Consider the following 25,614-nt stretch of genomic DNA (forward strand, 5'->3'; position numbering starts at 1 on the left):
ATGGCCGAATCACCTTCCCCCAGTGCCCAGGCGGCTCGCGAACGCCTCGTGGCGCAACTGCGCGACCTCCGCCTGGATGCTGGCATCAGCGCACACGAGCTGTCCGCTCGCTGCGGCTGGAGCCCGGCGAAGACCTCCAGGCTGGAGCACGCCAAGGCCGCGCCCTCGGATGCCGATGTCCGCACCTGGTGCGAGGCTTGCGGCTACCCCGAGCAGGCCCCCGACCTGGTCGCCGCGAACCGCCAGGCCGACCGGCTGTACGCCGAGTGGCGCAGGCTGAACCGGTCGGGCCTGCTGCGGACGCAAGAGGACGTGCTACTGCTGATCGAGCACACCCAGGTTCAGCGCGTCTACGTCTCCAACGTCGTACCGGGTTTCCTGCAGACGATCGACTACGCGACGGCCCTGCTGCGAGCGATCACCCAGTTCCAGGGCACCCCGGACGACGTTGAGGCAGCGGCACGGTCGCGTACCCAGCGCGAGCGTGCCCTGCGAGGCGGTGAGCGGCGCTTCGTGGTGCTGATGGAGGAGTCCGTGTTGCGGTACCGGATCGGCGGCCGGGACGTGATGGCCGGGCAGTTGGCGCACCTGCTGGACGCGATCGGGCTGCCGTCGGTGGCACTCGGCGTGATCCCGTTCACCGCCGACCGGATCACGATGTGGCCACTGGAGGCCATGTACATCTTCGACGACGCACGGGTCGTCGTGGAGTCACTGACCGCCGAGGTGAATGTCACGGCCCCCAGCCAGGTCCGCCTCTACCAGCGGGCGTTCCAGGAGATGGGCAGCATGGCGCTCTACGGTCCTGCCGCGAAAGTCCTGATCGAACGGGCCGTCGACGCTCTTTCCTGATTGGTGTGCAAGAAAAGGGAAGGTGGTGGAAGAGCGGAACCGGCCGTCTCTACTGTCGGATCCATGGCAGATTCTGTGGACTCTTCGATCCTGCTGCTGGCTCGCAGTGACCTGCGGGGCAGGTCGAGGAACGGGCCGGGCATTGTCGACAACCTCACCGGGGAGTGGTCATGAGCCGTGCGAGGGAACACATCTGCGACTACTGCATGAATCCGGCGGGCAGCCCGATCGCCCGCCTTGAACCCGGCAATGTGGCCTCACCGCTGGTCGGGGTCACCCACCCGGACTGCTGGAAGCGGTTCATGGACGAGGCGGAGGCGCTGGCCGCGTCGAGTGGGGGCTCGGCGAGCGGTGCCGCGCCGGAGCGGGCCTTCGGGCACTGCCGTCACTGCGGGGACGAGACCGTGGGGCGCCTGGTCGAGCACGTCGACCAGGGCAGCGGGCCCGGGTGGACCGTCGTGGTGTGTCCCCGCTGCGCGAGGAGGCCGCCCGTGGTCCCCGGGGCGGAGCAGCCACGGACGTACTCGCTGTGATCGGCGCAGCCGACGGTGTACCAGTGACCGGAGCTGTCCACCGGGACCGCTGACAGCTCCCGGGTGGGCTCGTCCAGCGGATTGCGGTGGCACCGTCCAGATCAGCCCGGGAGGGCTCGGCCGGGAGACCCTCGTCAACTCACTGGGAGGCACTGGTCGGGGCGATCCTCGGTGAGGCCATCGCCGAGTTCAGCGGTTCGATGGAGCGGGCGAACTCACTGGGCGGCGACGCCGCCGAGGCCATCGCCCTGCTGATCCGCTCACTGGCGGAGACCGGCGCCAGCTCCCGGGTCGCCGCCATCCTGGTGGAGGGGCTGCGCCCGCAGAAGCCGTGAGCGGGGTGCAGCGGAAGCCCGGGCGTGGGCTCGCCCGGGCCGGAGCGCCCCGCCGCACGCGCCGGGAAAACCGCTGTCGGGCAACTGGATCAAGGTGGTAGAAGTACCGCTGTGCATAGGACTCTGGAGTTTCCCGATCTGCTGCGGCTGATCGACGAACGTGCGACCGCCTTCCGCGCCGTGATCGCCTCGGCGCCCAGCCTCGACGTGCAGGTGCCGACCTGCCCCGAGTGGACGCTGTTCGATCTGGCGCAGCACCTGGGCCAGGGGCGCCGTTTCCGGGCCGCCACCATCGCCGCGGGACCTGCCGACGCTCCCCCGGCCGAGGCCGTCGCCGAGCGCACCGTGCCGGCCCCCCGGGAGCGCGAGGAGCTGCTGGCCTGGTCGGCCGCAACGACGCGGCAGTTGCTGGACGCGCTGCTGGTGGCCGATCCGGACGGGAGTTGCTGGACCGGGTGGGGTCCCACGCAGGTGACGGACACCTGCGGTTCCGTCGCCCGGCACCAGATCCTTGAGATCGCGGTGCACACCTACGACGCCCAGGTCGCCGTGGGTGCCCCGCAGCCGCTGCCGGCCGAGGTGGCACTCGACGGTGTCGAGGAGGACCTGTTCATTTCCTGCTTCACGACGAGCGCCTGGCCGCACAAGCCCACCGCCTTCGACTTCCACGCCACCGAGGGCCGTTCCTGGCGCCTCACGGTCGACGGCGACGGCGCGCGGACCACCCGGCTGCCCGCTACCGGCGAGGACCCGGACGCGGCCGGCGTGTCTCTTCGCGGCACGGCCAGTGATCTGGTCCTCTACCTGTACCAACGCATTTCGGTGGACGCCCTGCAACTCGACGGGGACGCACAGCTGCTCGACCTGCTCCACGCCTGGGAGCCGGAGGACTGGGCGTGACGGCACGCCACCGCGGACAGACCGGCCGCCCCGGCAAGCAGCCCGGCAACGGCGCGCGCTGACCGCCCGTGACCGCGGCCCCCCTGGGAACCGGTCGTCCGGCTGCGGCGCGTGGTCCCCGGCGTGAGCGTTGCCGGGGACCACGCGGGGGCCGGGGTCAGTACTGGTAGAAGCCGCGGCCGGACTTGCGGCCGAGGAGGCCGGCGTCGACCATGCGCTGGAGCAGCGGGGGAGCGGCGTAGAGGGGTTCCTTGTACTCGTGGTACATCGACTCGGCGATGGAGACGATGGTGTCCAGGCCGATCAGGTCGCAGAGCCGGAGCGGACCCATCGGGTGGGCGCAACCCGCCTCCATGCCCTTGTCGATGTCCTCGGCGGTGGCCACGCCGGTCTCGAACATCCGCACGGCCGACAGCAGGTAGGGCACCAGTAGCGCGTTGACGACGAATCCGGCCCGGTCGCGGGCGCGGATCGGGTCCTTGCCGAGGACGGTGCGGGTGAACTCCTCGGCGCGGGTGACCGTCTCGGCGGAGGTGGTCAGCGTCGGGATGATCTCCACCAGCTTCTGCACCGGGGCCGGGTTGAAGAAGTGGACGCCGAGCACCTGCTCCGGGCGGGAGGTCGCCGAGGCGAGCTTCACGATCGGGATGGACGAGGTGTTGGACGCCAGGATCGCGTCGCGCCGCTCGACCACCTTGTCCAGGGTCTGGAAGATCGCGGTCTTGATGTCCTCGCGCTCCGCGACGGCCTCGATGACCAGGTCGCGGTCGGCGAAGTCGGCCAGCTCGGTGGTGAAGGAGATGCGGGAGAGGGCCGCGTCGCGGTCCTCCTGGCTGAGCTTGCCGCGCCGCGCGGCGGTGTCCAGCGAGCCGGTCAGCCGGGTGCGGCCGATCTCCAGGGCCTCGCCGTTCGCCTCGGAGACCTTGACGTCCAGCCCGGCCCGGGCGAACACCTCCGCGATGCCCGACCCCATGAGGCCGCAGCCGACGACCCCTACACGCGTGATGTCGCTCACTACTTCGTCCTTCGTTTCAATGGCTGCGGACCTCCGCAGCTGCCGCCCCGACGTTACTCCCCGGTTCTGCGTGTCCATAAGACTGAACGCCCGTTCAGGGACCAACAATGGCCGGATGAGCATGCGAACACTGGAAGGGCAGGTGGCCCTGGTCACCGGCGCCGGGCGCGGGATCGGCCGGGAGATCGCGCTGGGACTGGCCGAGGAGGGGATGCACCTGGGCGTGCTCGGCCGCCACCGGGACACGCTGACCGGCACTCTGCGGGCCTGCGTCCGGCACGGGGTGAGATGCGTCGCACTCGCCGCCGACGTGGCCAACCCCAACGCCGTCCGCGAGGCGGTGCGCAGCGTGGAACGCGATCTGGGGCCGATCGACCTGCTGATCAACAACGCCGGGCAGGTGGACCGGGCCGAGGTGCCGCTGTGGGAGGCGGACCCGCTGCAGTGGTGGTCGGTGGTGGAGACCAACCTGCGCGGACCGTTCAACCTGATGCGCTGGGTGCTGCCGGGCATGGTCGACCGCGAGCGCGGCCGGGTGGTCAACCTGAACTCCGGGTTCGCGCTGCGGCCGGAGTGGCGCTACTCCGCGTACGCCACCTCCAAGGCGGCGCTGCTGCGGTTGAGCGACAACGTCGCCGGGCCGCTGCGTCCGCGCGGGGTGACCGTGCTGGACATCAGCCCGGGCGCGGTGGCCACCGACATGACGGCGGGCATGCCGATGTTCGCCGACATGGTGCACTGGGGAAGCATCCCCTACCTGGTGTCCACGGTGAAGGACGCGGCGCGCGGACGGCTGGACCTGCTGCACGGCCGGTTCCTGCACCTGGGGCACGACAACATCGGCGAGCTGCTGGAGCAGGCCGGGGCGATCAGCGAGCACGACGCCCGGACGCTGCGGCTGCGCCCGTACGGCGGCGGGGACGCGCTCGGGTCCTACGCCTGACCTGCCGCCGCGCCCGACCGGGCCGCACGATTCCGGTCGATTGCATGAATATGCAAGGCTCCGTATAGTTGTCGCGAGGCAAGGAGGAGCCATGGCATTCCGGGCAGCAGTGGCAGGAGCAAGCGGGTACGCGGGTGGCGAGGTACTGCGCCTGCTGCTCGACCACCCACAGATCGAGATCGGCGCGCTCACCGGCGGCGGCAACGCCGGGACCCGCCTCGGCGAGCTCCAGCCGCACCTGCGGCCGCTCGCCGACCGGGTCCTCGAACCCACCAGCGCCGAGGTGCTGGCCGGGCACGACGTGGTCTTCCTCGGCCTGCCGCACGGCCAGTCCGCCGCCGTCGCCGAGCAGTTGGGCGAGGACGTGCTGATCGTCGACTGCGGCGCCGACTTCCGGCTGCACGACCCGGCCGACTGGGAGAAGTTCTACGGCTCCCCGCACGCCGGGGTCTGGCCCTACGGCCTACCCGAACTCCCTGGCGCCCGGGACGCGTTGAAGGGCAGCAAGCGGATCGCCGTGCCCGGCTGCTACCCCACCGCGGTCACCCTGGCGCTGATCCCCGCCTACGCGGCCGGGCTGGCCGAGCCCGAGGTGGTGGTCGTCGCCGCCTCCGGTACCTCCGGCGCGGGCAAGGCCGCCAAGACCCACCTGCTCGGCAGCGAGGTGATGGGCTCGATGAGCCCCTACGGCGTCGGCGGGGTGCACCGGCACACGCCGGAGATGACGCAGAACCTCTCCGCCGTCGCCGGGGAGCGGGTCGCGGTCTCCTTCACGCCGACCCTGGCGCCGATGTCCCGGGGCATCCTGGCTACCTGCAGCGTCAAGGCCAAGCCCGGTACCACCCGGGAGTCGCTGCGCGCCGCGTACACCGCCGCGTACGCGGCCGAGCCCTTCGCGCACCTGCTGCCCGAGGGCCAGTGGCCCGCCACCGCCGCCGTCATCGGCTCCAACCACGCGCTGGTCCAGGTCGCCCTGGACGAGGGCGTGCACCGGATCACCGTCGTCAGCGCCATCGACAACCTGACCAAGGGCACCGCCGGCGGCGCTGTCCAGAGCATGAACATCGCCCTCGGCCTCCCCGAGGAGCTCGGCCTTCCGCAGACTGGAGTCGCACCGTGAGCAGCCCCCACCCGACCGCAGGCGTCGGCGTCACCGCGGCGAAGGGCTTCCGAGCGGCCGGGATCACCGCCGGGATCAAGCAGAGCGGCACCCCCGACCTCGCCCTGGTCATCAACGACGGCCCCACCCGCGCCGCCGCCGGGGTGTTCACCTCCAACCGGGTCAAGGCCGCTCCCGTGCTCTGGTCCGAGCAGGTGCTCAAGGGCGGGCAGGTCTCCGCGGTGGTACTCAACTCCGGTGGCGCCAACGCCTGCACCGGACCGCTCGGCTTCCAGGACACCCACGCCACCGCCGAGCGCGTGGCCGAGGCGCTGGGCGTGGACGCGGCCGAGGTCGCCGTCGCCTCCACCGGCCTGATCGGCGTCCGGCTGCCGATGGACCAGCTGCTGCCCGGCATCGACACCGCCGCCGCCGAGCTCGGCGAGGACGGCGGCGAGGCCGCCGCCATCGCCATCAAGACCACCGACACCGTGCACAAGACCGCCACCGCCGGCGGCCCCGGCTGGACCGTCGGCGGCATGGCCAAGGGCGCCGGGATGCTGGCCCCCGGCCTGGCCACGATGCTGGTGGTGCTCACCACCGACGCCGAGGTCGACTCCGCCGGACTGGACGCCGCCCTGCGCGCGGCCACCCGCACCACCTTCGACCGGGTCGACTCCGACGGCTGCATGTCCACCAACGACACCGTGCTGCTGCTCGCCTCCGGCGCCTCGCACACCAGGCCGGTGCCGCACGAGTTCGCCGAGGCCGTCCGCAGCGTCTGCGCCGACCTCGCCCGGCAGCTCGTCGGCGACGCCGAGGGCGCCAGCAAGGACATCCGGATCGACATCAGCAACGCCCACAGCGAGGCCGAGGCCGTCGAGGTGGCCCGCAGCATCGCCCGGAACAACCTGCTCAAGTGCGCCATCCACGGCGAGGACCCGAACTGGGGCCGGGTGCTGTCCGCGATCGGCACCACCAAGGCGGCCTTCGAGCCGGACGCCCTCGACGTCGCCATCAACGGCGTCTGGGTGTGCAAGGGCGGCAGCGTCGGCGAGGACCGCGACCTGGTCGACATGTCGGGCCGCGAGGTGGTCATCACCGCCGACCTGCACGCCGGGGACGCCACCGCCACCGTCTGGACCAACGACCTCACCGCCGACTACGTCCACGAGAACAGCGCCTACTCCAGCTGAGGGGTCCACCGTCGTGCAGATCGCACCCAAGGGCGAGCAGGCCCGCAACAACACCGCGCTGCCCAAGGCGCTCACCCTGGTCGAGGCACTGCCCTGGCTGGAGCGCTTCCACGGCAAGACCGTGGTCATCAAGTTCGGCGGCAACGCCATGGTCGACCAGGAGCTGAAGGCCGCGTTCGCGCAGGACGTGGTGTTCCTGCGCTACGCCGGGCTGCGCCCGGTCATCGTCCACGGCGGGGGCCCGCAGATCAGCGCCCACCTGGACAAGCTCGGCCTGGAGTCCTCGTTCACCGCCGGGCTGCGGGTGACCACCCCGGAGACCATGGACGTGGTCCGGATGGTCCTCGCCGGGCAGGTGCAGCGCGAACTCGTCGGCCTGCTCAACGAGCACGGCCCGTTCGCGGTCGGGATGACCGGCGAGGACGCGCACACCATGACCGCGGTCAAGCGCTACGCCGAGGTCGACGGCGAACAGGTCGACATCGGCCTGGTCGGCGACATCGCGCACGTCGAGCCGGGCGCGGTGAACGCGCTGCTGGCGGACGGCCGGATCCCGGTCATCTCCTCGGTCGCGCGCGGCCTGGACGGCCACGTCTACAACATCAACGCGGACACCGCCGCCTCCGCCATGGCGGTGGCCCTGGGCGCGGAGATGCTGGTCGTGCTCACCGACGTCGAGGGCCTGTACGCCGACTGGCCGGCCAGCGACGACGTGATCAGCCAGCTCGGCGCGTCCGAGCTGGAGAAAATACTGCCCACGCTGGCCAGCGGCATGCTCCCGAAGATGGAGGGCTGCCTGCGGGCGGTACGCGAGGGGGTGGGCACCGCGCGCGTCCTGGACGGGCGCGTCCAGCACAGCCTGCTGCTGGAGATCTTCACCGACGAGGGCATCGGCACCATGGTCGTGCCGGACAACGACAACGAGCCGATCATCACAGGGGGTCTGGCATGAGCAGCACCGAGGCGCCGACGGGCAACGAGCAACTGACCGCTCGCTGGCAGGGCGCGCTGATGGACAACTTCGGCACCCCGCGGGTCCCCTTCGTCCGCGGCGAGGGCGTGCACCTGTGGGACGCCGACGGCAAGCGCTACACCGACCTGCTGGCCGGGATCGCGGTCAACTCCCTCGGCCACGCCCACCCGGCGGTGGTCGCCGCCGTCACCGAGCAGATCGGCACCCTGGGCCACGTCTCGAACCTGTTCATGGCCGAGCCCACGATCCGCCTCGCCGAGCGGCTGATCGAGCTGTCCGGGCGGCCGGACGGCCGGGTCTACTTCTCCAACTCCGGCGCCGAGGCGGTCGAGGCCGCCTTCAAGATCGGACGGCTGACCGGCCGCACCCACATGGTCTCCGCCACCGGCGGCTTCCACGGCCGGACGATGGGGGCGCTCGCGCTCACCGCCCAGCCCGGCAAGCAGGAGCCCTTCCTGCCCCTGCCCGGCGAGGTCAGCAACGTCCCCTACGGCGACACCGAGGCGCTGCGGGCCGCCGTCACCACCGAGACCGCGTTGGTGATCCTGGAGCCGATCCAGGGCGAGAACGGCGTCGTCGTCCCGCCCGCCGACTACCTGCGCGCCGCCCGCGAGATCACCCGGGCCACCGGCACGCTGCTGGTCCTGGACGAGATCCAGACCGGCATCGGCCGCACCGGGCACTGGTTCGCGCACCAGGCCCTGGAGGGCGTCGACCCGGACGTGGTCACCCTGGCCAAGGGCCTCGGCGGCGGCCTGCCGATCGGCGCCACCCTCGCCTTCGGCGACGCCGCCGCGCTGCTCCACCCCGGCCAGCACGGCAGCACCTTCTCCGGCAACCCGGTGGTCTGCGCGGCCGCGCTGGCGGTGCTGCACACCATCGAGTCCCAGGGGCTGCTGGACCAGGTGACCAAGGTCGGCGACCGGCTGCGCACCGGGATCGAGGCCATCGGCGACCCTTCCCCGACCTCCGGCCGGGGAGGCCCCATCGTGGACCACGTCCGGGGCGCGGGCACGCTGCTCGGCATCGTGCTGACCGAGCCGGTCGCCGGGCAGTTCCAGGCCGCCGCCCAGCGCGCCGGGTTCCTGGTGAACGCCTGCACCCCGAACGCGGTCCGGCTGGCCCCGCCGCTGGTGCTGACCGAGCGGGACGCGGACACCTTCCTCGCGGTGCTGCCCGGGATACTGCGCTCCATCCGCTAGGACCGGTCGGCGGTCCCGCCTGCGCCATTCGGAAGAGCGGGCAGTCGTATGGAACGACAGTCCCGTCGTAGTAGGGGAAGATCTATCCCATGACCGACGACCTCCAGCCCGCCCCGGCCACGGGACCGGTGCCGCAGCTGCCGCAGACGCGCACAGCGAGACACCGCCGGATCGTGGACCTGGTGACCAGGCAGCCCGTCCGTTCGCAGAGCCAGTTGGCGAAGCTGCTCGCGGACGACGGACTCGCCGTCACCCAGGCCACGCTCTCCCGCGACCTGGACGAGCTGGGGGCGGTCAAGATCCGCAACCAGTACGGCACGCTGATCTACGCCGTCCCGGCCGAGGGCGGCGACCGGACGCCGCAGGCGCCGATGGGGGAGTCCGCCAACGAGACCCGGCTGGCCCGGCTCTGCGGCGAGCTGATGGTCTCCGCGACCGCCTCCGGCAACCTGGTGGTGCTGCGCACCCCGCCCGGCGCGGCCCAGTTCCTTGCCTCCGCGCTGGACCAGACCGGACTGCACGAGATCATCGGCACCATCGCCGGGGACGACACCGTGCTGCTGATCAGCCGCGACCCGGCCGGTGGCGAGGCCGTGGCCGCCCACCTGCTCGGCCTCGCCGAGTCCTGAACCCGAGCCCGGTGCCGCGCGGCGGACACCGGGACACACACGTCCCCGCTGGCAGGCGCCTCTCTGCGCCCCGGTGACCCGAACGGCCCGGAGGGCGTCCCACGGTGCTCCGAGGAGTGGCCGTTTTGAAATCTATGCGGCTTCATGCATAATTATTCTAAGCAGCGCATGGATGCCCCGCAGCCTGCGACACGCACCCTGTGAATGGAGTAGAGACAATGGCCGAGCGCGTCGTACTCGCCTACTCGGGCGGTCTTGACACGTCCGTCTGCATCGGTTGGATCGCCGAGGAGACCGGCGCCGAGGTCATCGCCGTCGCCGTCGACGTCGGCCAGGGCGGCGAGGACCTGGACGCGATCCGCCAGCGTGCGCTGGACTGCGGCGCGGTCGAGGCCGAGGTCGCCGACGCCCGGCAGGAGTTCGCCGACGAGTACTGCCTGCCCGCGCTCAAGGCCAACGCCCTCTACCAGGGCCAGTACCCGCTGGTCTCCGCGCTGTCGCGGCCGGTCATCGTCAAGCACCTGGTCGCCGCCGCCAAGAAGCACGGCGCCGGTACCGTCGCCCACGGCTGCACCGGCAAGGGCAACGACCAGGTCCGGTTCGAGGTCGGCATCAACTCGCTGGCCCCCGGCCTGAAGTGCATCGCCCCGGTGCGCGACTACGCGATGACCCGGGACAAGGCCATCGCCTTCGCCGAGGCCAAGAACCTGCCGATCGTCACCACCAAGAAGAACCCCTACTCCATCGACCAGAACGTCTTCGGTCGCGCCGTGGAGACCGGCTTCCTGGAGGACATCTGGAACGCCCCGATCGAGGACGTCTACCAGTACACCCAGAACCCGGCCACCCCGCGCGAGGCCGACGAGGTCGTCGTCAGCTTCGAGGCCGGGGTCCCGGTCGCCATCGACGGCCGCAAGGTCAGCGTGCTCCAGGCGATCGAGGAGCTCAACCAGCGGGCCGGCGCCCAGGGCATCGGCCGCCTCGACATGGTCGAGGACCGGCTGGTCGGCATCAAGTCCCGCGAGATCTACGAGGCCCCCGGCGCGATCGCGCTGATCACCGCCCACCAGGCGCTGGAGAACGTCACCCTGGAGCGCGAACTCGCCCGCTACAAGCGGCAGGTCGAGCAGCGGTGGGCCGAACTGGTCTACGACGGCCTGTGGTTCTCCCCGCTCAAGCGCGCCCTCGACGGCTTCGTCAACGAGGCCAACCAGCACGTCAGCGGCGACATCCGGATGGTCCTGCACGGCGGTCGCGCGGTGGTCAACGGCCGCGCCTCGCAGCAGTCGCTGTACGACTTCAACCTGGCCACCTACGACACCGGCGACACCTTCGACCAGTCGCTGTCCAAGGGCTTCATCGAGATCTTCGGCCTGTCCTCGAAGATCGCCGCCAAGCGCGACCTGCAGGGCTGATCCGAGATGAGCAACGACGTACGCCTGTGGGGCGCGCGCTTCGCCGACGGACCCTCCGAGGCACTGGCCAGGCTCTCCGCCTCGGTCCACTTCGACTGGCGGCTCGCCCCCTACGACATCGCCGGGTCCAAGGCCCACGCCCAGGTCCTGCACCGGGCCGGGCACCTGGACGCCGACGAGCTGGCGCGGATGCTGGAGGGCCTGGACACGCTCCTGGCCGACGTCGAGTCCGGGGCCTTCACCGGCACCGTCGCCGACGAGGACGTGCACACCGCCCTCGAACGCGGCCTGCTGGAACGCCTCGGCCCCGACCTCGGCGGCAAGCTGCGCGCCGGGCGCTCCCGCAACGACCAGATCGCCACCCTCGGCCGGATGTTCCTGCGCGACCACGCCCGGATCATCGGCGGACTGGTGCTGGACCTCCAGCAGGCCCTGGTCGGCCTCGCCGAGGCGCACCCGAACACGGCGATGCCCGGGCGTACGCACCTCCAGCACGCCCAGCCGGTGCTCTTCGCCCACCACGTGCTCGCCCACGTCCAGGCCCTGGGCCGGGACGCCGAGCGGCTGCGCCAGTGGGACACCAGGACCGCCGTCTCCGCCTACGGCTCCGGCGCGCTCGCGGGCTCCTCGCTCGGCCTTGACCCGCAGTTCGTCGCCGCCGAGCTCGGCTTCGAGGGCGGCTCCGCCGCCAACTCCATCGACGGCACCGCCTCCCGCGACTACGTCGCCGAGTTCGCCTTCGTCACCGCGATGATCGGGATCAACCTCTCCCGGATCGCGGAGGAGGTGATCATCTGGAACACCCGCGAGTTCGGCTTCATCACACTGCACGACGCCTTCTCCACCGGTTCCTCGATCATGCCGCAGAAGAAGAACCCGGACATCGCGGAGCTGGCCCGGGGCAAGTCGGGACGCCTGATCGGCAACCTGACCGGGCTGCTGGCCACGCTCAAGGCGCTGCCGCTGGCGTACAACCGGGACCTCCAGGAGGACAAGGAGCCGGTCTTCGACTCCTGCGACACGCTGGAGGTGCTGCTCCCGGCGTTCACCGGGATGATGGCCACCCTCACCGTCCACGAGGAGCGGCTGGAGGAGCTGGCCCCGGCCGGGTTCTCGCTGGCCACCGACATCGCCGAGTGGCTGGTCAAGCAGGGCACGCCGTTCCGGGTGGCGCACGAGGTCGCCGGGGCCTGCGTGAAGTACTGCGAGCCGCGCGGCCTGGAGCTGTCGGACCTGACGGACGAGCAGTTCGCGGAGATCTCACCGCTGCTGACGCCCGAGGTGCGCGGGGTGCTCACGGTGCACGGCGCGATCGCCTCGCGCGACGGCCGGGGCGGCACCGCGCCGTCCGCCGTCGCGGTGCAGCTCGACGAGGTCAGGGCCGACCTGGCCGCCCAGCGGGAGTGGGTCGACGCCAAGCGCTAGGCGCCGCGCCGGGCCCGGGCCGACGCGGAGGGGGTGGACGCACGCGTCCACCCCCTCCGCGTCGTTTCGCTCACCCGTGCGGGTGGTCCGCGCCGGGGCGCGCACCCGCAGGCCGGGGCGGGACGTTCACCAGGTGCACTCCCGGCCGGGCCCCCGGTCAGCACCCCTTGCCCGACGCCCCCTGACCGAGCCCCGGCCCGGCCCCCTGCCCCGGCCGGGCCCGCTCCCCCCGCCACCGGAGCGCCCGATGACGCCCGCGCTGCCCCCGTCGCTCGTCACCCCGCCGTCGGCCCCGCTCGGCCCGCCGCCGCCGAGTGCCGCCGATCCTGCGTTGCGGGGGGCCTTCCTCGGGCTGCTGCGCTCGCTCGCCGCCGCCCGCGCCCTGGACCCGGAGGACCTGGAGCAGCAGGTGTGGCTGCGCGCCGCCGCCGAGCGCCGGGCCTCGCGTCCGGCCGCCCGGCTGCGGGCACTGACCGTGCAGGAGTTCCGCCGGGCCCTGGCCGAGGCCGCCGAGCAGGCCCGCTCCCGGGAGACGGCGGCCCGGCTGGCCGCCCGCAGCCGCCCGGAGGACGCGTCGCCCGAGCAGCGGACGCTGGCGGCGGAGCGGGCCAGGGAGCTGCGGACCGCCGTCGCCCGGCTGCCCGCCCGCTGCCCGGCGCTGGTCGCCGCGCTGCTGGAGTCCCCGGCGCCGGGCTACCGGGAGCTGGCTGAGCGCCTGGCGCTGCCGCGCGGCAGCATCGGACCCACCCGCGCCCGCTGCCTGGCCTGCCTGCGCCGGATGCTGCCACCGGTCCGCTGGTGACCCCCGGAGGGTGAGATTGGCCTCATCGTTAGGCCATTGGGGGAGGGCCGCGCGGAGTGCCCGAGCGCCCCGATCACCCGTCGGTGGCGGCTGATCGGGGCCCCTCCGCAGCGCCGGGACCGGGCCCGGCGTCGGCTCCGGCGGTCCCGGCGGGGTCGCCCCGGCCGGTGGAGTGGGTACGCTCGCCGGGAGACCGAACAGGTTCAGTTGTCATGTCTGCTTACTGCTCTGTTAATCCGCATGTTGAAAAGAGCAGGCGGATGGGTAGTGGGCACTGAAACGTACGCCCGGCCCCGAACCTGGGGCCGACCTACCTCCGGTCAGGGCAAGCCCGGTCGCATCCCCTCATCCCCAGCGACCGGGGTACAACAGGAAAGGGAGGAACGCGCGCATGGGCATGAGCGTAACCACCTCGATAGCTACCGAGGCCGACGCCGAGCGGATTCTCAAGCTTCAGTACCTCTGCTACCAGAGCGAGGCCGAGCTGTACGGCGACTGGGCCATCGAGCCGCTGACGCAGTCGCTGGACAGCCTCAGCGCCGAGCTGAAGGACCGGCACGTGCTCGTCGCCCGCCTCGGCGACGAGGTCGTCGGCAGCGTCCGGGGCTGGGTCGACGCGGACGGGGTGGGCCGGATCGGCCGCCTCTGCGTCCACCCCCGGATGCAGCGCCACGGACTCGGCACCCGGCTGGTGCGCGGCATGGAGCAGCGGCTGGCCGAGGACGAGCGCCCGGTCTCCGGGTACCGCCTGTTCACCGGTCACCGCAGCCTCGGCAACCTGCGGCTGTACGAGCGCCTCGGCTACCGGCGGACCGACGTCGAGGAGGTCAGCACCGGGCTGAGCTTCATCGCCATGGAGAAGTCGGTGCCCGAGCTGGCCGCCACGGCCTAGCGTCCCGTTCGGCGTGGCGCGCGGTCCGGCGCGCCACGCCAAAGGGATGACGGAAGCGGCCTGTCTGCAGCATGATCGTTCCTGTAGCTCCGCCGAAGAGGCGGGGACAGGCAGGAGCAGTGGTGATGACGTCCAGCTTCCCCGAGATCTCGATCAGCACTGACCGGCTGGTGCTACGGGCCTTCGAGCCGCAGGACGTGCCCGCGCTCACCGAGATGATGTCGGACGAGCTGGTCCGCACCTGGACCACCGTCCCGCTCGGCTACACCGAGGCCGACGCCGCCGCCTGGGTCGCCCTGCTCGCCCCCGCCGAGCGCACCGCGGGCCGGGGCCTGGTCCTGGCCGTGCACGAGTTCCTGACCCAGCGCCTGGTCGGCAGCGTCCGGCTGCGCGCCACCGACTGGCGGCTGCGGGCCACCGAGGCCGAGGTGGTCACCGCCCCCTGGGCCCGCGGCGAGGGCTACGCCGGGGAGGCCCTGCGCGGCGTCGCCCGCTGGCTGTTCGAGGACCAGCGGTTCGAGCGGCTGGAACTGCGCACCGCGGCCGGCAACAGCGCCGCCCAGCAGGTCGCCCAGAAGACCGGCGCGATCAGCGAGGGAGTCCTGCGCAGCGCCTGGATCGTCCGCGACGGCGACGCGCCGGGCGGCGTCCGCAGCGAGCTGATCCTGTGGAGCCTGCTGCCGGAGGACCTGGACGGAACCGACCCCTCCGACGAGGAACCGGACCCGAACTGGTGACCCCAGCGGATAGGGTGCCTCTGGCCGCCCGGTCCGCCGGGTGGACGCCGCCGGACACACGCCGCTGAAACGGCGACCACGCAGCGAGGGGGAGCGGTCGCGATGGCTGACCGGGTCACAGTGATCGGCTGGGACGGTTCGCCGCTGACCCGGGCGGCGCAGGCGGCGCTCGACGCGGCGACCCTGGTCGCGGGCGGCAGCAGCCAACTCCGGGACCTGCGGCTGCCACCGGGGGCGGAGCGGATGGCGCTGGGCAGCGTCACGCTGGTCGCCCGCCGGATCGTCGACCACCGGGGCACCGCGGTCGTGGTCGCCGAGGGCGACCCCGGCTTCTTCGGCGTCGTGCGCACCCTCCGCAAGCCCGAGTACGGCCTGGAACTGGAGGTCCTGCCCGCGGTCTCCTCGGTCGCGGCGGCCTTCGCCCGGGCCGGGATGGCCTGGGACGACGCCCAGGTCGTCAGCACCCACGGCCGGGGGCTGCGCCGCGCAGCCAACGTCTGCCGGGCGTACCCGAAGGTCGCGGTGCTGACCGCGCCCGGCGCCGGTCCCGCCGAACTCGCGCTGATGCTGCGCGACGTCCACCACACCTTCGTCATCTGCGAGGCGCTGGGCAGCCCGGACGAGAACATCACCGTGCTCACCTCCGACCGGGTGCCGGACCACCTGTGGCGGGACCCCAGCGTGGTGATCGTGATCGGCGGCGGCCGACGGGACCCGGACGCGCCCTCCGGCTGGCTGGCCGGGCGTCCGGTGGACTTCCCCGGGCCCGAGCGCGGCTGGGCGGCCGAGGCCCCGGCCGCCGAGGGCCGCGCCGAGGACGGCGCCGACCCCGGGGCCGAACTCCCCGCCGCCGTCCGCGCCCTGGTACTGGCCCGGATCGGGCCCCGGCCCGGCGACCTGCTCTGGGACGTCGGCGCCGGCGCCGGCTCGCTGGCCGTGGACGCGGCCAGGGCCGGGGCCGCCGTGCTCGCGGTCGACCGGGACGCCGACGCCTGCGCCCGGATCGATGTCACCGCCCGCCGCTACGGTGTGCACGTGAGGACCGTCCACGGCACCGCTCCGGCCGTGCTCGCCGACCTGCCCGAGCCCGACGTGGTGCTGGCGCGCGGCGCCGCCGACGTGCTCCGCGCCTGCCTGGGCCGCCGCCCGGAGCGCGTGGTCGTCCTGCCGCGCACCCTGGAGCAGGTCGAGGCCGCCCGGCGGGCGCTGGCCGAGGTCGGCTACACGGTCGACGGCGCGCTGTTGGACAGTTCGCCGCTCGCGTCGCTGGTCGGACCGCCCGCCCGGGCAGCCCGACCACTCGCACCTGTGTTCGTGCTCTGGGGCGACCGCTGACGTCGCTGTCAGTCGCGGAAGGTAGGCTGACGCACGGTTCCCGTGGTGCTGCCGTTCACCGTTCTTCCCGGAATTCCGGTGATCCGGCGGCCGCTCCGGCAGGTGAACGTGGCGCAAGCCACACTCCGACCGGGGGCGCGGGCGCCCATCGGTGCCTGACGGACCGGAAGAATGCCGTTAGGTCCGTGGCGATCGTGCCGGTTGCCACGGTCCCGTCGTTGTTGTAGGTAGCAGGCCGGTGCCCATCGCTTCGTCACCATGAGGCGAGGACTCGAACGTTGGGCGGCGCGGTCTGTGAGCGCGCCGCCGAGGACGTCACGCGGCCCTGGAAGGAGCTAGTGACATGAGCGATACCGGCCACGTCTCGACCGGAGGCCTGCCCCCGGTCGGGGAGCAGGCAACCCATGTCCCCTTCGGGGGCGACGGCTCCCAGCCACAGGGCGCGGTCCGGCCGCCGTACACCTTCCTCGACCTGCCCGACGGGCTGGACGAGGAGGAGGACGAACTGCTCATGCCCGGGCCGCAGGGCTCCTGGAGCGAGCCCGTGCAGCGCGAGCCCGTGCTGCCGCTGCAGGCCGCCCCGATGCAGGTCGCCGTGGTCCAGCCGGTCCCGGCGCAGGCCGTCGCCGAGCAGTCGGCGGCACAGCCGCCCAACCAGACGCTGCCGCTGACGGTGGTTCCCGCGCCCGCCGCGCCCGCGCACGCTTCGGCCGCCGCGCCCGCGCACGCTTCGGCCGCCGCGCCCGCGCACGCTTCGGCCGAAGCGGAGCTGACGCCGGTTCAGACGGTGGGGGAGCCGATCGCCCCGTCCTGGCCGCCGCTGACCCCGCCGCAGCCGCAGGCCCCGCAGGCCGCCGTGCAGCCGGTCGCCCAGGCCGCCCAGCCGGTCGCGCCGGAGGCCGCCGAGCCGCAGCAGCCGCAGGCCGCCGCCCGCCGTCCGCTGCACGCCGGTCCGCCCATCCCCGACCCGTCGATGATGACCGGGCAGGTGCCGGTGCGCTCGCTCGCCGAACGCGGGCCGTCCAGCCACGGCGACTCGGCGCTGGGCTCGGCGGGTAGCGCGGTCGCCCAGCACCCGGGCCCGGAGTACCTGGACCACCCCGTCGCCGAGGCGGCGGAGGCGGCCGCGCAGGCCCCGGCCGTGGTGCGGGCGCCGTCCCCGGAGCCGCTGCCGACCGTTCCGGCGCAGCAGGCCTCCCCGGCCAGCACCCTCGGCGGCCAGCACGCCGCGCCGGTCGAGCAGCCGCAGCAGGCCGTGGCCGTGGCCGAGCCGGTCGCGGTGCCCGTGCCCGAGGCGCGGGCCGAGGTCCGGACCGAACCCCAGGTCGAGGTTCAGGCCGCGGCCCAGCCCCAGGTCACGGAGCAGCCCTCGGCCGCGCCGGTACCTCAGGTCGAGGTCGAGACCCAGGCCGCGCCGGTCGCGGAGGCACCGGTCGTCGAGCAGCCCGCCGAGGTGTACCCGGTCGCGGCTCCGGCGCCGACCCCGGTCGAGGCGGCGGTGGCCGAGGCGGTCGTGGCCGCCCCGGTGGAGCCGGTGATCCCGGCGCAGAGCACCGCCCCGGCCGGAGGCGGCGGCCGTATCTCCGCCTTCATGGCCGCCCCGTCACCGCACCTCGCCGCGCCCGTGCCGCCGCAGGCCCCGGCGGCCGAGGCCCCGGTGGAGCAGCCCGGCCCCGCGGCCGAGCCCGTGCCCGTGCCGGTGCCGGTGCCCGAGCCGGTGGCGGACGCCCTGCCGCAGCCCGATCCCGCCGCCGACGTCACCGCCCTCGGCTCCGGCCTGCTGACCGGCGCCGTTCCGGCCCCCGACGACGCCGCCGAGCCGGTCGCCGCCGCCGAACCCCCGGCCCAGGCCGAGGTGGAGGCTCAGCCCGCGCCCGAAGCGCTGGCTCCCGAGGCCGGGACACCCGCGCCCGCGACCGCTCCGGTGCCCGCGACCGACCCGGCGGCGGACGCCGCGCCGCAGGCCGAGGCCGCGCCCGAGCCGGTCGCCGAGGAGCCCGTCGTGGCCGCCGACCCGGCCTTCGACGGCCCGGCCGCCCCCGCCTACGAGGACGAGATGCGCGAGGCCGTGCACCGGGTGATGCGCGAACGCCGCGACATCCGCAACGGCTTCCGCCCCGACCCGGTCCCGCACGACGTGCTGCTGCGGGTGCTGGAGGCCGCGCACACCGCGCCCAGCGTCGGCTACTCGCAGCCCTGGGACTTCGTGGTGATCCGCTCCGCGAAGACCCGCACCCGGATGCACGAGCTGGCGGAGCGTCAGCGCGACGCCTACGCCGAGTCCCTGCCCAAGGGCCGGGCGAAGCAGTTCAAGGAACTGAAGATCGAGGCGATCCTGGAGACCCCGGTCAACATCGTGGTCACCGCCGACCGCACCCGGGGCGGGCGGCACACCCTGGGCCGCCACACCCAGCCGCAGATGGCCCCCTACTCGGCGGCCCTGGCCGTCGAGAACCTGTGGCTCGCCGCCCGCGCCGAAGGGCTCGGCGTCGGCTGGGTCAGCTTCTTCGACGAGCAGGAGCTGGTCACCGAGCTCGGCCTGCCGGAGCACCTGGAGGTCGTCGCCTACCTCTGCGTCGGCTACGTCAACGAGTTCCCCAGCGAGCCCGAGCTGGCGCAGGCCGGGTGGGCCAAGAAGCGCCCGCTGTCCTGGGTCGTGCACGAGGAGACCTACGGCCGCCGGGCGCTGCCCGGCGAGGAGCCGCACAGCGTCCTGCAGGAGACCCTGCGCGGCATCCGCCCGCTGGACGCCAAGGCCCTCGGCGAGGCCTGGGACCGGCAGAAGCGGATGACCAAGCCCGCCGGATCGCTCGGCATGCTGGAGATAATCTCCGCGCAGCTGTGCGGTCTGTCCCGCAAGTGCCCGCCGCCGATCCCGGAGCCCGCCTGCGTCGCGGTCTTCGCGGGCGACCACGGGGTGCACGCCCAGGGCGTCACCCACTGGCCGCAGGAGGTCACCGCCCAGATGGTGGCCAACTTCCTGGCCGGCGGCGCGGTGGTCAACGCCTTCGCCAACCAGCTGGGCGCGGAGGTCTGCGTCATCGACGTCGGCGTCGCCGCCGAACTGCCCGCCGCGATCGAGTCCGGCCGGACCACCGGCCTGCTGCCGCGCAAGGTGCGGGCGGGCACCGCCGACATGACCACCGGACCGGCGATGACCCGGGAGGAGGCGCTGCAGGCCATCGAGGTCGGCATCGAGACCGCCCGGGACCTGGTCGCGGCCGGGAACAAGGCGCTGGTCACCGGTGACATGGGGATCGCCAACACCACCGCCGCCGCCGCGCTGATCTGCGTGTTCACCGGCGAGGACCCGTCGGTGATCACTGGCCGGGGCACCGGCATCAACGACGAGACCCACGCCCGCAAGGTCGCCGTCATCCGGCAGGCGCTGGAACTGCACCGCCCGGACCCGGCCGACCCGATCGGCGTGCTCGCGGCGGTCGGCGGCCTGGAGCACGCCGCCATCGCCGGGTTCCTGCTCGGCGCGGCCAGCCTGCGGACCCCGGTGATCCTCGACGGCGTCATCGCCGGAGCGGCGGGGCTGGTCGCCAAGGCCATCGCGCCGGAGGTACTGGCCGCCTGCATCGCGGGCCACCGCTCGGCGGAACCCGGTCACAAGGCGGCGCTGGCCAAGCTCGGCCTGCGCCCGCTGATCGACCTGGACCTGCGCCTCGGCGAGGGCACCGGCGCCCTGCTGGCCCTGCCCCTGGTGCAGTCCGCGGCCCGGGCGATGCACGATGTAGCCACCTTCGACTCCGCCGGAGTCACCGACAAGCACTGACCCCGGTGCGGGCGCGGTCGCGCGCCGCGCCCCACCGGAGTCCGTCGAACCCTGCCCCGCCCCCCGGTACGCCGGGGGCGTCCGCACGACCGCTGTCCGCCCGTCAGAACTGCCCCCGGAGCCCCCATGCCCGTCGTCCACGACGCCTCGATACCGCCCTACCCCGTCGGGCTGCGGCTGTCCGGGCGGCGTGTCGTCGTCCTCGGCGGCGGTCAGGTGGCCCAGCGGCGGCTCCCGGCACTGCTCGCGGCGGGCGCGGACGTCCAGCTGATCTCCCCGCACACCACCCCCGCGGTCCAGGCCATGGCCGACGCGGGCGAGCTCAGCTGGCACGCCCGTCCCTACACGGCGGGCGACCTCGCCGACAGCTGGTACGTGCTCGTGGCCACCAGCGACCCGGCCGTCAACGCGGCCGCCGCCGCCGAGGCCGAGGCGAACCGGACCTTCTGCTCCCGCGCCGACGACGCCGCCACCGCCACCGCCTGGACCCCGGCCAGCGGACGCCAGGGCGGCGCCACCGTCGCCGTGCTCTCCGGCGACCCCCGCCGCTCCGCCGCGCTGCGCGACGCGGTGGTCAGCGGGCTCCGCGACGGCAGCCTCGCCGCCGCCCACCACCGGGGCCGGACCCCGGGGGTGGCCCTGGTCGGCGGCGGCCCCGGCGACCCGGACCTGATCACCGTGCGCGGCCGCCGACTGCTCGCCGAGGCCGACGTGGTCATCGCCGACCGGCTCGCGCCGCGCGAACTGCTCGACGAACTCGGCCCGCAGGTCGAGGTCATCGACGCGTCCAAGATCCCGTACGGCCGCTTCATGGCGCAGGAGGCGATCAACGCCGCGCTGATCGAGCACGCCAAGGCCGGGAAGTTCGTGGTCCGGCTCAAGGGCGGCGACCCCTACGTCTTCGGCCGGGGCATGGAGGAGCTGATCGCGGTCACCGAGGCGGGCCTGCCGGTCACCGTCGTGCCCGGCATCTCCAGCTCCATCAGCGTCCCGGGCGCCGCCGGGATCCCGGTCACCCACCGGGGCGTCACCCACGAGTTCACCGTGATCTCCGGACACGTCGCCCCCGAGGACCCCCGCTCCCTGGTCAACTGGGAGGCCGCCGCCGCGATGCGCGGCACGCTGGTGCTGCTGATGGCGGTGGAGCGGATCGGCGCCATCGCCGCCGCCCTGATCGCGGGCGGGCGCCCGGCGCAGACGCCGGTCGCCGTCGTCCAGGAGGGCACCACCGCCAACCAGCGCCGGGTGGACGCCACCCTGGCCACCGTCGCCGAGGTGGTCGAGGCCGAGCAGATCCGCCCGCCCGCCGTGATCGTCGTCGGCGACGTCGTCGGCTTGGCAGGCTGACCCCGAGCGGGCAGGATCAACCCGTGGCCGAACTCATCACCATCGAGGACCCGAACGACCCGCGCCTGGCCGACTACGTCGGACTCACCGACGTCGAGCTGCGCCGCCGCCGCGAACCGCTGGAGGGGCTGTTCATCGCCGAGGGCGAGAAGGTGATCCGCCGCGCCCGCGCGGCCGGTTACCGGATGCGCTCGATGCTGCTCTCCGCCAAGTGGATCGACGTGATGCGGGACGTCATCGACGAGGTCCCGGCGCCGGTCTACGCGGTCGCCCCGGAGCTCGCCGAGCAGGTCACCGGCTACCACGTGCACCGGGGCGCGCTGGCGTCGATGCAGCGCAAGCCGCCCCGGCAGGCCGAGGACCTGCTCGCGGGGGCGCGCCGGATCGCCGTCCTCGAAGGCATCGTCGACCACGCCAACCTGGGCGCCGTCTACCGCAGCGCCGCCGCGCTGGGCATGGACGCGGTGCTGCTGTCGCCGGACTGCGCCGACCCGCTGTACCGGCGCGCGGTCAAGGTCTCCATGGGCACGGTCTTCTCCGTCCCCTACGCCGTCCTCGACCCGTGGCCCAGGGCCCTGGAGACGCTGCGGGACGCGGGCTTCTCCCTGCTCGCGCTCACCCCGCACCCGGACGCGGTGCCGCTGCCCGAGGTGCAGCCGAAGCTGCTGGAGCGCTGCGCGGTGCTGCTGGGCTCCGAGGGCAACGGCCTGAGCACCGAGGCGCTGCGCGCCGCCGACGCCTGGGCCCGGATCCCGATGCACCACGACGTGGACTCGCTGAACATCGCCGCCGCGGCGGCGGTCAGCTTCTACGCCCTGGCCCAGCGGCAGGCCTAGCCCGCGGCCGGGTCGGCCGGTCAGCCGGTCTGGTCGGCCACGGTGCCGCTGCCGGGCCAGCTCTCGGCCATCGTGCCGTTGCTGAGCGGGGTGTACCGGGTGGTGCTGGCCGGGTGGGAGCCGGAGGCCGGGGTGTGCTCCTCACGCAGCACCGCGCCCCCGGCGATCCGCCAGCTGCCGACCCCCTGCGGGGTGCCGGTGGAGGCGTGGGCGGCCAGCAGAACCGGTTCTGCACCGGCCAGGCCGAAGAGTTCCACCAGGTCCTCGGGCGCGCCGCCGCTCTGCTGGGTCAGCACCACCACGGCGGCCGGAGCGCCCCGGTACTCGGCCGGGAGCACGGCGGTCAGCGAGACCTCGGCGCCGCCGTCGGTGGAGTGGCCGCCCTTCAGCAGGATCATCGAGCCGTCGCTGGGATCCGGATAACGGCGGTCACCCCAGTCGACCGGCGGCACCGACGCGACCGCGACCAGCGGCTGTCCGGTGGCCACCCCGGTCAGACTGGTCACGCCGGAGGCCGAGCCGCCCGCCGCCACGGCGTCGGCGGGGGCACTGCTCGCGGTCGGCGCGGAACTCCTCGCGGAGGGCAGCGGCGCGGCCGGTCCGGCCCCCCGGCCGCTGCGGCTCTGGCAGCCCTGGGCGACCGCGATCACCACGGCGACGATCAGGGTGACCGTGATGAAGACCACGAAGCGTTGGCGCAGCAGTCGACGTGAGGGCGCGCGACCAGGGCGCGCGGGCGGCGGTGTGCGCCGACCGGCGGCCGGGGTCGCCGCCACCCGCCCCGCCGGACGCGGCACCTGCCCGGACCGCGCCCCCGCCTCGGCGGCGGCCTGACCGTGGCCGTGCGCCTGCGCCTGCGGTCCCTGGCCGTGCGCCTGGCCCTGGGCCGACGCCGGGCCGTGGCCGGGGTAGTGGTGGGCCACGGTCGGGGTCGCGTCCGGGACGAGCTCGGGCGGCAGCGGCTCGCGGACCGTCGGCGGCATCACCGGTCGGCGCGCCGAAGGACGCTGGACCGGCCGCTGCTGCGCCGCCTGCGCCGCCGCCTGCTGCGGCCCGGCCTCGGCCTGCGCGGGCTGGCTCTGCCTGCTCTGCGGCTGCGGCAGTTGGCTGCGCCCGATGGCCGCCCCCCGGGCGGTCAGCTCCCGCAGCCGGTCCCGCAGCTGGGTCGTGGTCGGCCGGTCCACCGCCTCCTTGGCCAGGCAGGCCCGCAGGATCGGGGTCAGCGCGCCCGGGACGTCCTCAAGGTCCGGCTCCTCGTGCACCACCCGGTAGAGCATCACCTCGGAGGTGCCGGAACCGAACGGCGAGTCGCCGGTGGCCGCGTACGCCAGCGTCGTGCCCAGTGCGAAGACGTCCGTGGCCCCGGTCACGGCGATGCCCCTGACCTGCTCGGGCGCCAGGAAGCCGGGGGAGCCGACGGCCGTGCCGACGTGGGTGAGCGTGCTCGCGCCGGTGGACCAGGCGATGCCGAAGTCGATGATGCGCGGGCCCTTGGGCGACAGCAGGATGTTGGACGGCTTCAGGTCGCGGTGCACCACGCCCGCCTGGTGCACGTGCACCAGGCCGTCGGCGAGCGCCGCGCCGATCGCGGCGACCTCGGGCCAGGAGAGCGGCCCCTCGTCCCCGACCCGCTTGTAGAGCGAGGGGCCGGGCACGTAGGTCGTGGCCAGCCACGGCCGTTCGGCGTCGATGTCGGACGCGACCAGCCGGGCCACGCAGCCGCCCCGGATCCGCGCCGCCGCCGCCACCTCACGGGCGAACCGGGTGCGGAACTCCTGGTCCTCGGCCAGTTCCGAGCGGATCAGCTTGAGCGCGACCTTCTGGCCCCGGCGGTCCGAGCCGAGGTAGACCACGCCCATGCCACCGGTGCCGAGCCGTCGATGCAGACGGTAGGGGCCGACGACTCGCGGGTCCTCCCGCCGGAGCCGCATCATCGCCAATGTCTTGTCCCGCCGTCAGGTCCCCGTGCCGGGACTTGCTCTGATTGCCAGGCGACAGCTTACGGACTGCGCCGCATGCCGCGCTGATTCGCAACGCCTCGGCGGCCTGTCGGATTGTCAGATTCATCTCTCTCCGAGGATGATCCGGCGGCGGCCCGGCGGTGATCCGGCGGCGGCCTGCGGGGGAGACTAGGGGAGGACCCTGAGTCACCCCGGGCGTCCGGCCCCCCGGGCTCCACCTCCGGTAGTACGCCGCCGCGCGCGGCCTCCTCCCCGGGGATGCCGGGGGGACGGTCCCCGCGCATGACGCTCCCGACCGCGCGCGCCCGTAGCGTGGTAGTCAGCGGTGGGCGGGGAGCTCGTCCCCCGAGGTGCCCCACCCACCGCTACCGCCGGGAACTCCGACGGCGGGAATGCCGGCGGCACAGCACGCCACAGACCAAGACTGACGAGAGAGTTGGGGCCACGCCGTGTCCGTGCAGATGGAAGGACGCCCCCGCAGCCGACGCAAGCTGCAGGGTTCCCGCAACCCGCTGGTGGCCATCGCCATCGCACTGCCGGTCGCGGCGCTGCTGGCGTTCGCCTTCGGCGGCTGGTCGCAGTTCGCGGTCCAGGCCACCTCCGTGGTGCACCTGGTGGGCCGCTGAGACCCGGCAGCCGAAAAGTCGGACACGAAGAAGGCCGCCACCGGAGAATCCGGGGCGGCCTCGCTGGTGCGCGATACTGGGATTGAACCAGTGACCTCTTCCGTGTCAGGGAAGCGCTCTCCCGCTGAGCTAATCGCGCGGGTGATGGTGCTCTGCTGCACCCCGTCGAGCGGGGTTGCGTGCGCGATACTGGGATTGAACCAGTGACCTCTTCCGTGTCAGGGAAGCGCTCTCCCGCTGAGCTAATCGCGCGGGTGGTGATGCTCTGCTGCACCCCGACGGGCGGGGTTGCGTGCGCGATACTGGGATTGAACCAGTGACCTCTTCCGTGTCAGGGAAGCGCTCTCCCGCTGAGCTAATCGCGCGGGTCGACAGCAGTACGGACGCTGTCGGGTACTGCTGTGCGGTCCTACTGTGAGGTGGAGACGGGATTTGAACCCGTGTACACGGCTTTGCAGGCCGTTGCCTCGCCTCTCGGCCACTCCACCGAGTCAAGGGCCAACCTACAGCCCTCTACCGAGCGGATGACGGGATTCGAACCCGCGACCCTCACCTTGGCAAGGTGATGCTCTACCACTGAGCCACATCCGCGTGATCTCCGTTCGGCGTTCCGCTCGTTTCCTTGCGGTCCGCGTCCTGGCGACGTGTTGAACTTTAGCGGATTCCCCGCCCAGCTCAAATTCCGTATCCCCGGCGACCTGCGGCGAGCCGTCCGCGACCGCCTGCGGGCGGCCGAAAAAGCCGCTCCCAGCGGCCGGAACACCGCGGCGGCCGCCCGGC

Annotated in this window: 21 protein-coding genes, 5 tRNA genes and 1 pseudogene; 20 read left to right on the top strand and 7 right to left on the bottom strand. The window is 73.4% G+C overall.

Annotation, left to right across the window (positions count from 1 at the left end; translation table 11 throughout):
* The 4 genes from GXP74_RS13805 (at position 1) to GXP74_RS13820 (ending at position 2,620) form a co-directional block, all read left to right on the top strand.
* On the top strand, positions 1-852 hold the full coding sequence (locus tag GXP74_RS13805; protein WP_182451789.1) for a helix-turn-helix transcriptional regulator: 852 nt from the start codon (positions 1-3) through the stop codon (positions 850-852).
* Between the two features lie 170 nt (positions 853-1,022).
* Positions 1,023-1,385: a hypothetical protein gene (locus GXP74_RS13810; RefSeq protein WP_182451790.1), complete on the top strand. Its 363-nt coding sequence runs from the start codon at positions 1,023-1,025 to the stop codon at positions 1,383-1,385.
* A gap of 86 nt (positions 1,386-1,471) precedes the next feature.
* Entirely contained in the window at positions 1,472-1,720 is a 249-nt protein-coding gene (locus GXP74_RS13815; protein ID WP_182451791.1) for a hypothetical protein, read from the top strand.
* Between the two features lie 111 nt (positions 1,721-1,831).
* A complete protein-coding gene (locus GXP74_RS13820; RefSeq protein WP_182451792.1) occupies positions 1,832-2,620 on the top strand; it encodes a maleylpyruvate isomerase family mycothiol-dependent enzyme in 789 nt (262 codons plus the stop codon).
* A gap of 157 nt (positions 2,621-2,777) precedes the next feature.
* Here the strand turns inward: GXP74_RS13820 and GXP74_RS13825 are convergent, their stop codons facing one another.
* On the bottom strand, positions 2,778-3,635 hold the full coding sequence (locus GXP74_RS13825; protein WP_182451793.1) for a 3-hydroxybutyryl-CoA dehydrogenase: 858 nt from the start codon (positions 3,633-3,635) through the stop codon (positions 2,778-2,780).
* Between the two features lie 115 nt (positions 3,636-3,750).
* Between GXP74_RS13825 and GXP74_RS13830 the strand changes: the two genes are divergently transcribed.
* The 15 genes from GXP74_RS13830 to GXP74_RS13900 all read left to right on the top strand — a co-directional run bounded on the left by GXP74_RS13830 (position 3,751) and on the right by GXP74_RS13900 (position 22,247).
* Positions 3,751-4,578 carry an SDR family NAD(P)-dependent oxidoreductase gene (locus tag GXP74_RS13830; RefSeq protein ID WP_182451794.1) on the top strand — a complete coding sequence of 276 codons (828 nt, stop codon included), beginning with the start codon at positions 3,751-3,753 and terminating at the stop codon, positions 4,576-4,578.
* A 91-nt stretch (positions 4,579-4,669) separates the two neighbouring features.
* Positions 4,670-5,698, top strand: a complete 1,029-nt coding sequence (argC, locus tag GXP74_RS13835; protein WP_182451795.1) for an N-acetyl-gamma-glutamyl-phosphate reductase — start codon at positions 4,670-4,672, stop codon at positions 5,696-5,698.
* Positions 5,695-6,873: a bifunctional glutamate N-acetyltransferase/amino-acid acetyltransferase ArgJ gene (gene argJ, locus GXP74_RS13840; RefSeq protein ID WP_182451796.1), complete on the top strand. Its 1,179-nt coding sequence runs from the start codon at positions 5,695-5,697 to the stop codon at positions 6,871-6,873. The genes argC and argJ overlap by 4 nt, the downstream gene beginning before the upstream one ends.
* A gap of 13 nt (positions 6,874-6,886) precedes the next feature.
* A complete protein-coding gene (gene argB / locus GXP74_RS13845) occupies positions 6,887-7,825 on the top strand; it encodes an acetylglutamate kinase (RefSeq protein WP_182451797.1) in 939 nt (312 codons plus the stop codon).
* Entirely contained in the window at positions 7,822-9,048 is a 1,227-nt protein-coding gene (locus tag GXP74_RS13850; protein ID WP_182451798.1) for an acetylornithine transaminase, read from the top strand. Before argB ends, GXP74_RS13850 begins: the two co-directional genes overlap by 4 nt.
* Positions 9,049-9,137: 89 nt before the next feature.
* Positions 9,138-9,677 carry an arginine repressor gene (locus tag GXP74_RS13855; RefSeq protein ID WP_182451799.1) on the top strand — a complete coding sequence of 180 codons (540 nt, stop codon included), beginning with the start codon at positions 9,138-9,140 and terminating at the stop codon, positions 9,675-9,677.
* Between the two features lie 218 nt (positions 9,678-9,895).
* A complete protein-coding gene (locus tag GXP74_RS13860; RefSeq protein ID WP_182451800.1) occupies positions 9,896-11,092 on the top strand; it encodes an argininosuccinate synthase in 1,197 nt (398 codons plus the stop codon).
* A gap of 6 nt (positions 11,093-11,098) precedes the next feature.
* A complete protein-coding gene (gene argH / locus GXP74_RS13865; protein ID WP_182451801.1) occupies positions 11,099-12,517 on the top strand; it encodes an argininosuccinate lyase in 1,419 nt (472 codons plus the stop codon).
* 247 nt (positions 12,518-12,764) lie between these two features.
* Positions 12,765-13,319, top strand: a complete 555-nt coding sequence (locus tag GXP74_RS13870) for a sigma-70 family RNA polymerase sigma factor (RefSeq protein WP_182451802.1) — start codon at positions 12,765-12,767, stop codon at positions 13,317-13,319.
* 391 nt (positions 13,320-13,710) lie between these two features.
* Positions 13,711-14,211: a GNAT family N-acetyltransferase gene (locus GXP74_RS13875; protein ID WP_182451803.1), complete on the top strand. Its 501-nt coding sequence runs from the start codon at positions 13,711-13,713 to the stop codon at positions 14,209-14,211.
* Positions 14,212-14,336: 125 nt separating this feature from the next.
* A complete protein-coding gene (locus GXP74_RS13880) occupies positions 14,337-14,948 on the top strand; it encodes a GNAT family N-acetyltransferase (RefSeq protein WP_182451804.1) in 612 nt (203 codons plus the stop codon).
* A 102-nt stretch (positions 14,949-15,050) separates the two neighbouring features.
* Positions 15,051-16,283, top strand: coding sequence for a precorrin-6y C5,15-methyltransferase (decarboxylating) subunit CbiE (gene cbiE / locus GXP74_RS13885; RefSeq protein WP_182451805.1), 1,233 nt, complete (start codon positions 15,051-15,053; stop codon positions 16,281-16,283).
* 343 nt (positions 16,284-16,626) lie between these two features.
* Positions 16,627-20,064: a nicotinate-nucleotide--dimethylbenzimidazole phosphoribosyltransferase gene (gene cobT, locus GXP74_RS13890; RefSeq protein ID WP_182451806.1), complete on the top strand. Its 3,438-nt coding sequence runs from the start codon at positions 16,627-16,629 to the stop codon at positions 20,062-20,064.
* A 126-nt stretch (positions 20,065-20,190) separates the two neighbouring features.
* Positions 20,191-21,411 (top strand): uroporphyrinogen-III C-methyltransferase, encoded by a 1,221-nt coding sequence (gene cobA / locus GXP74_RS13895; RefSeq protein WP_182451807.1) that lies wholly within the window; start codon positions 20,191-20,193, stop codon positions 21,409-21,411.
* A 23-nt stretch (positions 21,412-21,434) separates the two neighbouring features.
* Positions 21,435-22,247, top strand: a complete 813-nt coding sequence (locus GXP74_RS13900; protein WP_182451808.1) for an RNA methyltransferase — start codon at positions 21,435-21,437, stop codon at positions 22,245-22,247.
* Positions 22,248-22,888: 641 nt separating this feature from the next.
* Here GXP74_RS13900 and GXP74_RS13905 read toward each other — a convergent pair.
* A pseudogene (locus GXP74_RS13905) lies at positions 22,889-24,181 on the bottom strand (serine/threonine-protein kinase); the annotation flags it as partial.
* Between the two features lie 482 nt (positions 24,182-24,663).
* Here GXP74_RS13905 and GXP74_RS13910 point away from each other — a divergent pair.
* Positions 24,664-24,834, top strand: a complete 171-nt coding sequence (locus GXP74_RS13910) for a hypothetical protein (protein ID WP_182456973.1) — start codon at positions 24,664-24,666, stop codon at positions 24,832-24,834.
* A 64-nt stretch (positions 24,835-24,898) separates the two neighbouring features.
* Here GXP74_RS13910 and GXP74_RS13915 read toward each other — a convergent pair.
* From GXP74_RS13915 to GXP74_RS13935, 5 genes are all read right to left on the bottom strand, one after another.
* Positions 24,899-24,973: transfer RNA gene (locus GXP74_RS13915), tRNA-Val, on the bottom strand.
* 41 nt (positions 24,974-25,014) lie between these two features.
* Positions 25,015-25,086, bottom strand: a tRNA-Val gene (locus GXP74_RS13920).
* A gap of 41 nt (positions 25,087-25,127) precedes the next feature.
* A tRNA-Val gene (locus tag GXP74_RS13925) sits at positions 25,128-25,199 on the bottom strand.
* Positions 25,200-25,251: 52 nt separating this feature from the next.
* Positions 25,252-25,322 (bottom strand) — tRNA-Cys (locus GXP74_RS13930).
* A gap of 31 nt (positions 25,323-25,353) precedes the next feature.
* A tRNA-Gly gene (locus GXP74_RS13935) sits at positions 25,354-25,425 on the bottom strand.
* Between the last annotated feature and the right edge of the window lie 189 nt (positions 25,426-25,614).

Source organism: Streptacidiphilus sp. P02-A3a (assembly GCF_014084105.1).
Taxonomy (GTDB): domain Bacteria; phylum Actinomycetota; class Actinomycetes; order Streptomycetales; family Streptomycetaceae; genus Streptacidiphilus.

Excerpts from the sequence above, each read along its gene's own strand:
- cobA (WP_182451807.1), top strand. The coding sequence starts at position 20,191 with ATGCCCGTCGTCCACGACGCCTCGATACCGCCCTACCCCGTCGGGCTG.
- cbiE (WP_182451805.1), top strand. The coding sequence starts at position 15,051 with ATGGCTGACCGGGTCACAGTGATCGGCTGGGACGGTTCGCCGCTGACC.
- GXP74_RS13870 (WP_182451802.1), top strand. The coding sequence starts at position 12,765 with ATGACGCCCGCGCTGCCCCCGTCGCTCGTCACCCCGCCGTCGGCCCCG.
- GXP74_RS13875 (WP_182451803.1), top strand. The coding sequence starts at position 13,711 with ATGGGCATGAGCGTAACCACCTCGATAGCTACCGAGGCCGACGCCGAG.
- cobT (WP_182451806.1), top strand. The coding sequence starts at position 16,627 with ATGAGCGATACCGGCCACGTCTCGACCGGAGGCCTGCCCCCGGTCGGG.
- GXP74_RS13855 (WP_182451799.1), top strand. The coding sequence starts at position 9,138 with ATGACCGACGACCTCCAGCCCGCCCCGGCCACGGGACCGGTGCCGCAG.
- argH (WP_182451801.1), top strand. The coding sequence starts at position 11,099 with ATGAGCAACGACGTACGCCTGTGGGGCGCGCGCTTCGCCGACGGACCC.
- GXP74_RS13880 (WP_182451804.1), top strand. The coding sequence starts at position 14,337 with ATGACGTCCAGCTTCCCCGAGATCTCGATCAGCACTGACCGGCTGGTG.
- GXP74_RS13830 (WP_182451794.1), top strand. The coding sequence starts at position 3,751 with ATGAGCATGCGAACACTGGAAGGGCAGGTGGCCCTGGTCACCGGCGCC.
- GXP74_RS13860 (WP_182451800.1), top strand. The coding sequence starts at position 9,896 with ATGGCCGAGCGCGTCGTACTCGCCTACTCGGGCGGTCTTGACACGTCC.
- argC (WP_182451795.1), top strand. The coding sequence starts at position 4,670 with ATGGCATTCCGGGCAGCAGTGGCAGGAGCAAGCGGGTACGCGGGTGGC.
- GXP74_RS13805 (WP_182451789.1), top strand. The coding sequence starts at position 1 with ATGGCCGAATCACCTTCCCCCAGTGCCCAGGCGGCTCGCGAACGCCTC.
- GXP74_RS13850 (WP_182451798.1), top strand. The coding sequence starts at position 7,822 with ATGAGCAGCACCGAGGCGCCGACGGGCAACGAGCAACTGACCGCTCGC.
- GXP74_RS13810 (WP_182451790.1), top strand. The coding sequence starts at position 1,023 with ATGAGCCGTGCGAGGGAACACATCTGCGACTACTGCATGAATCCGGCG.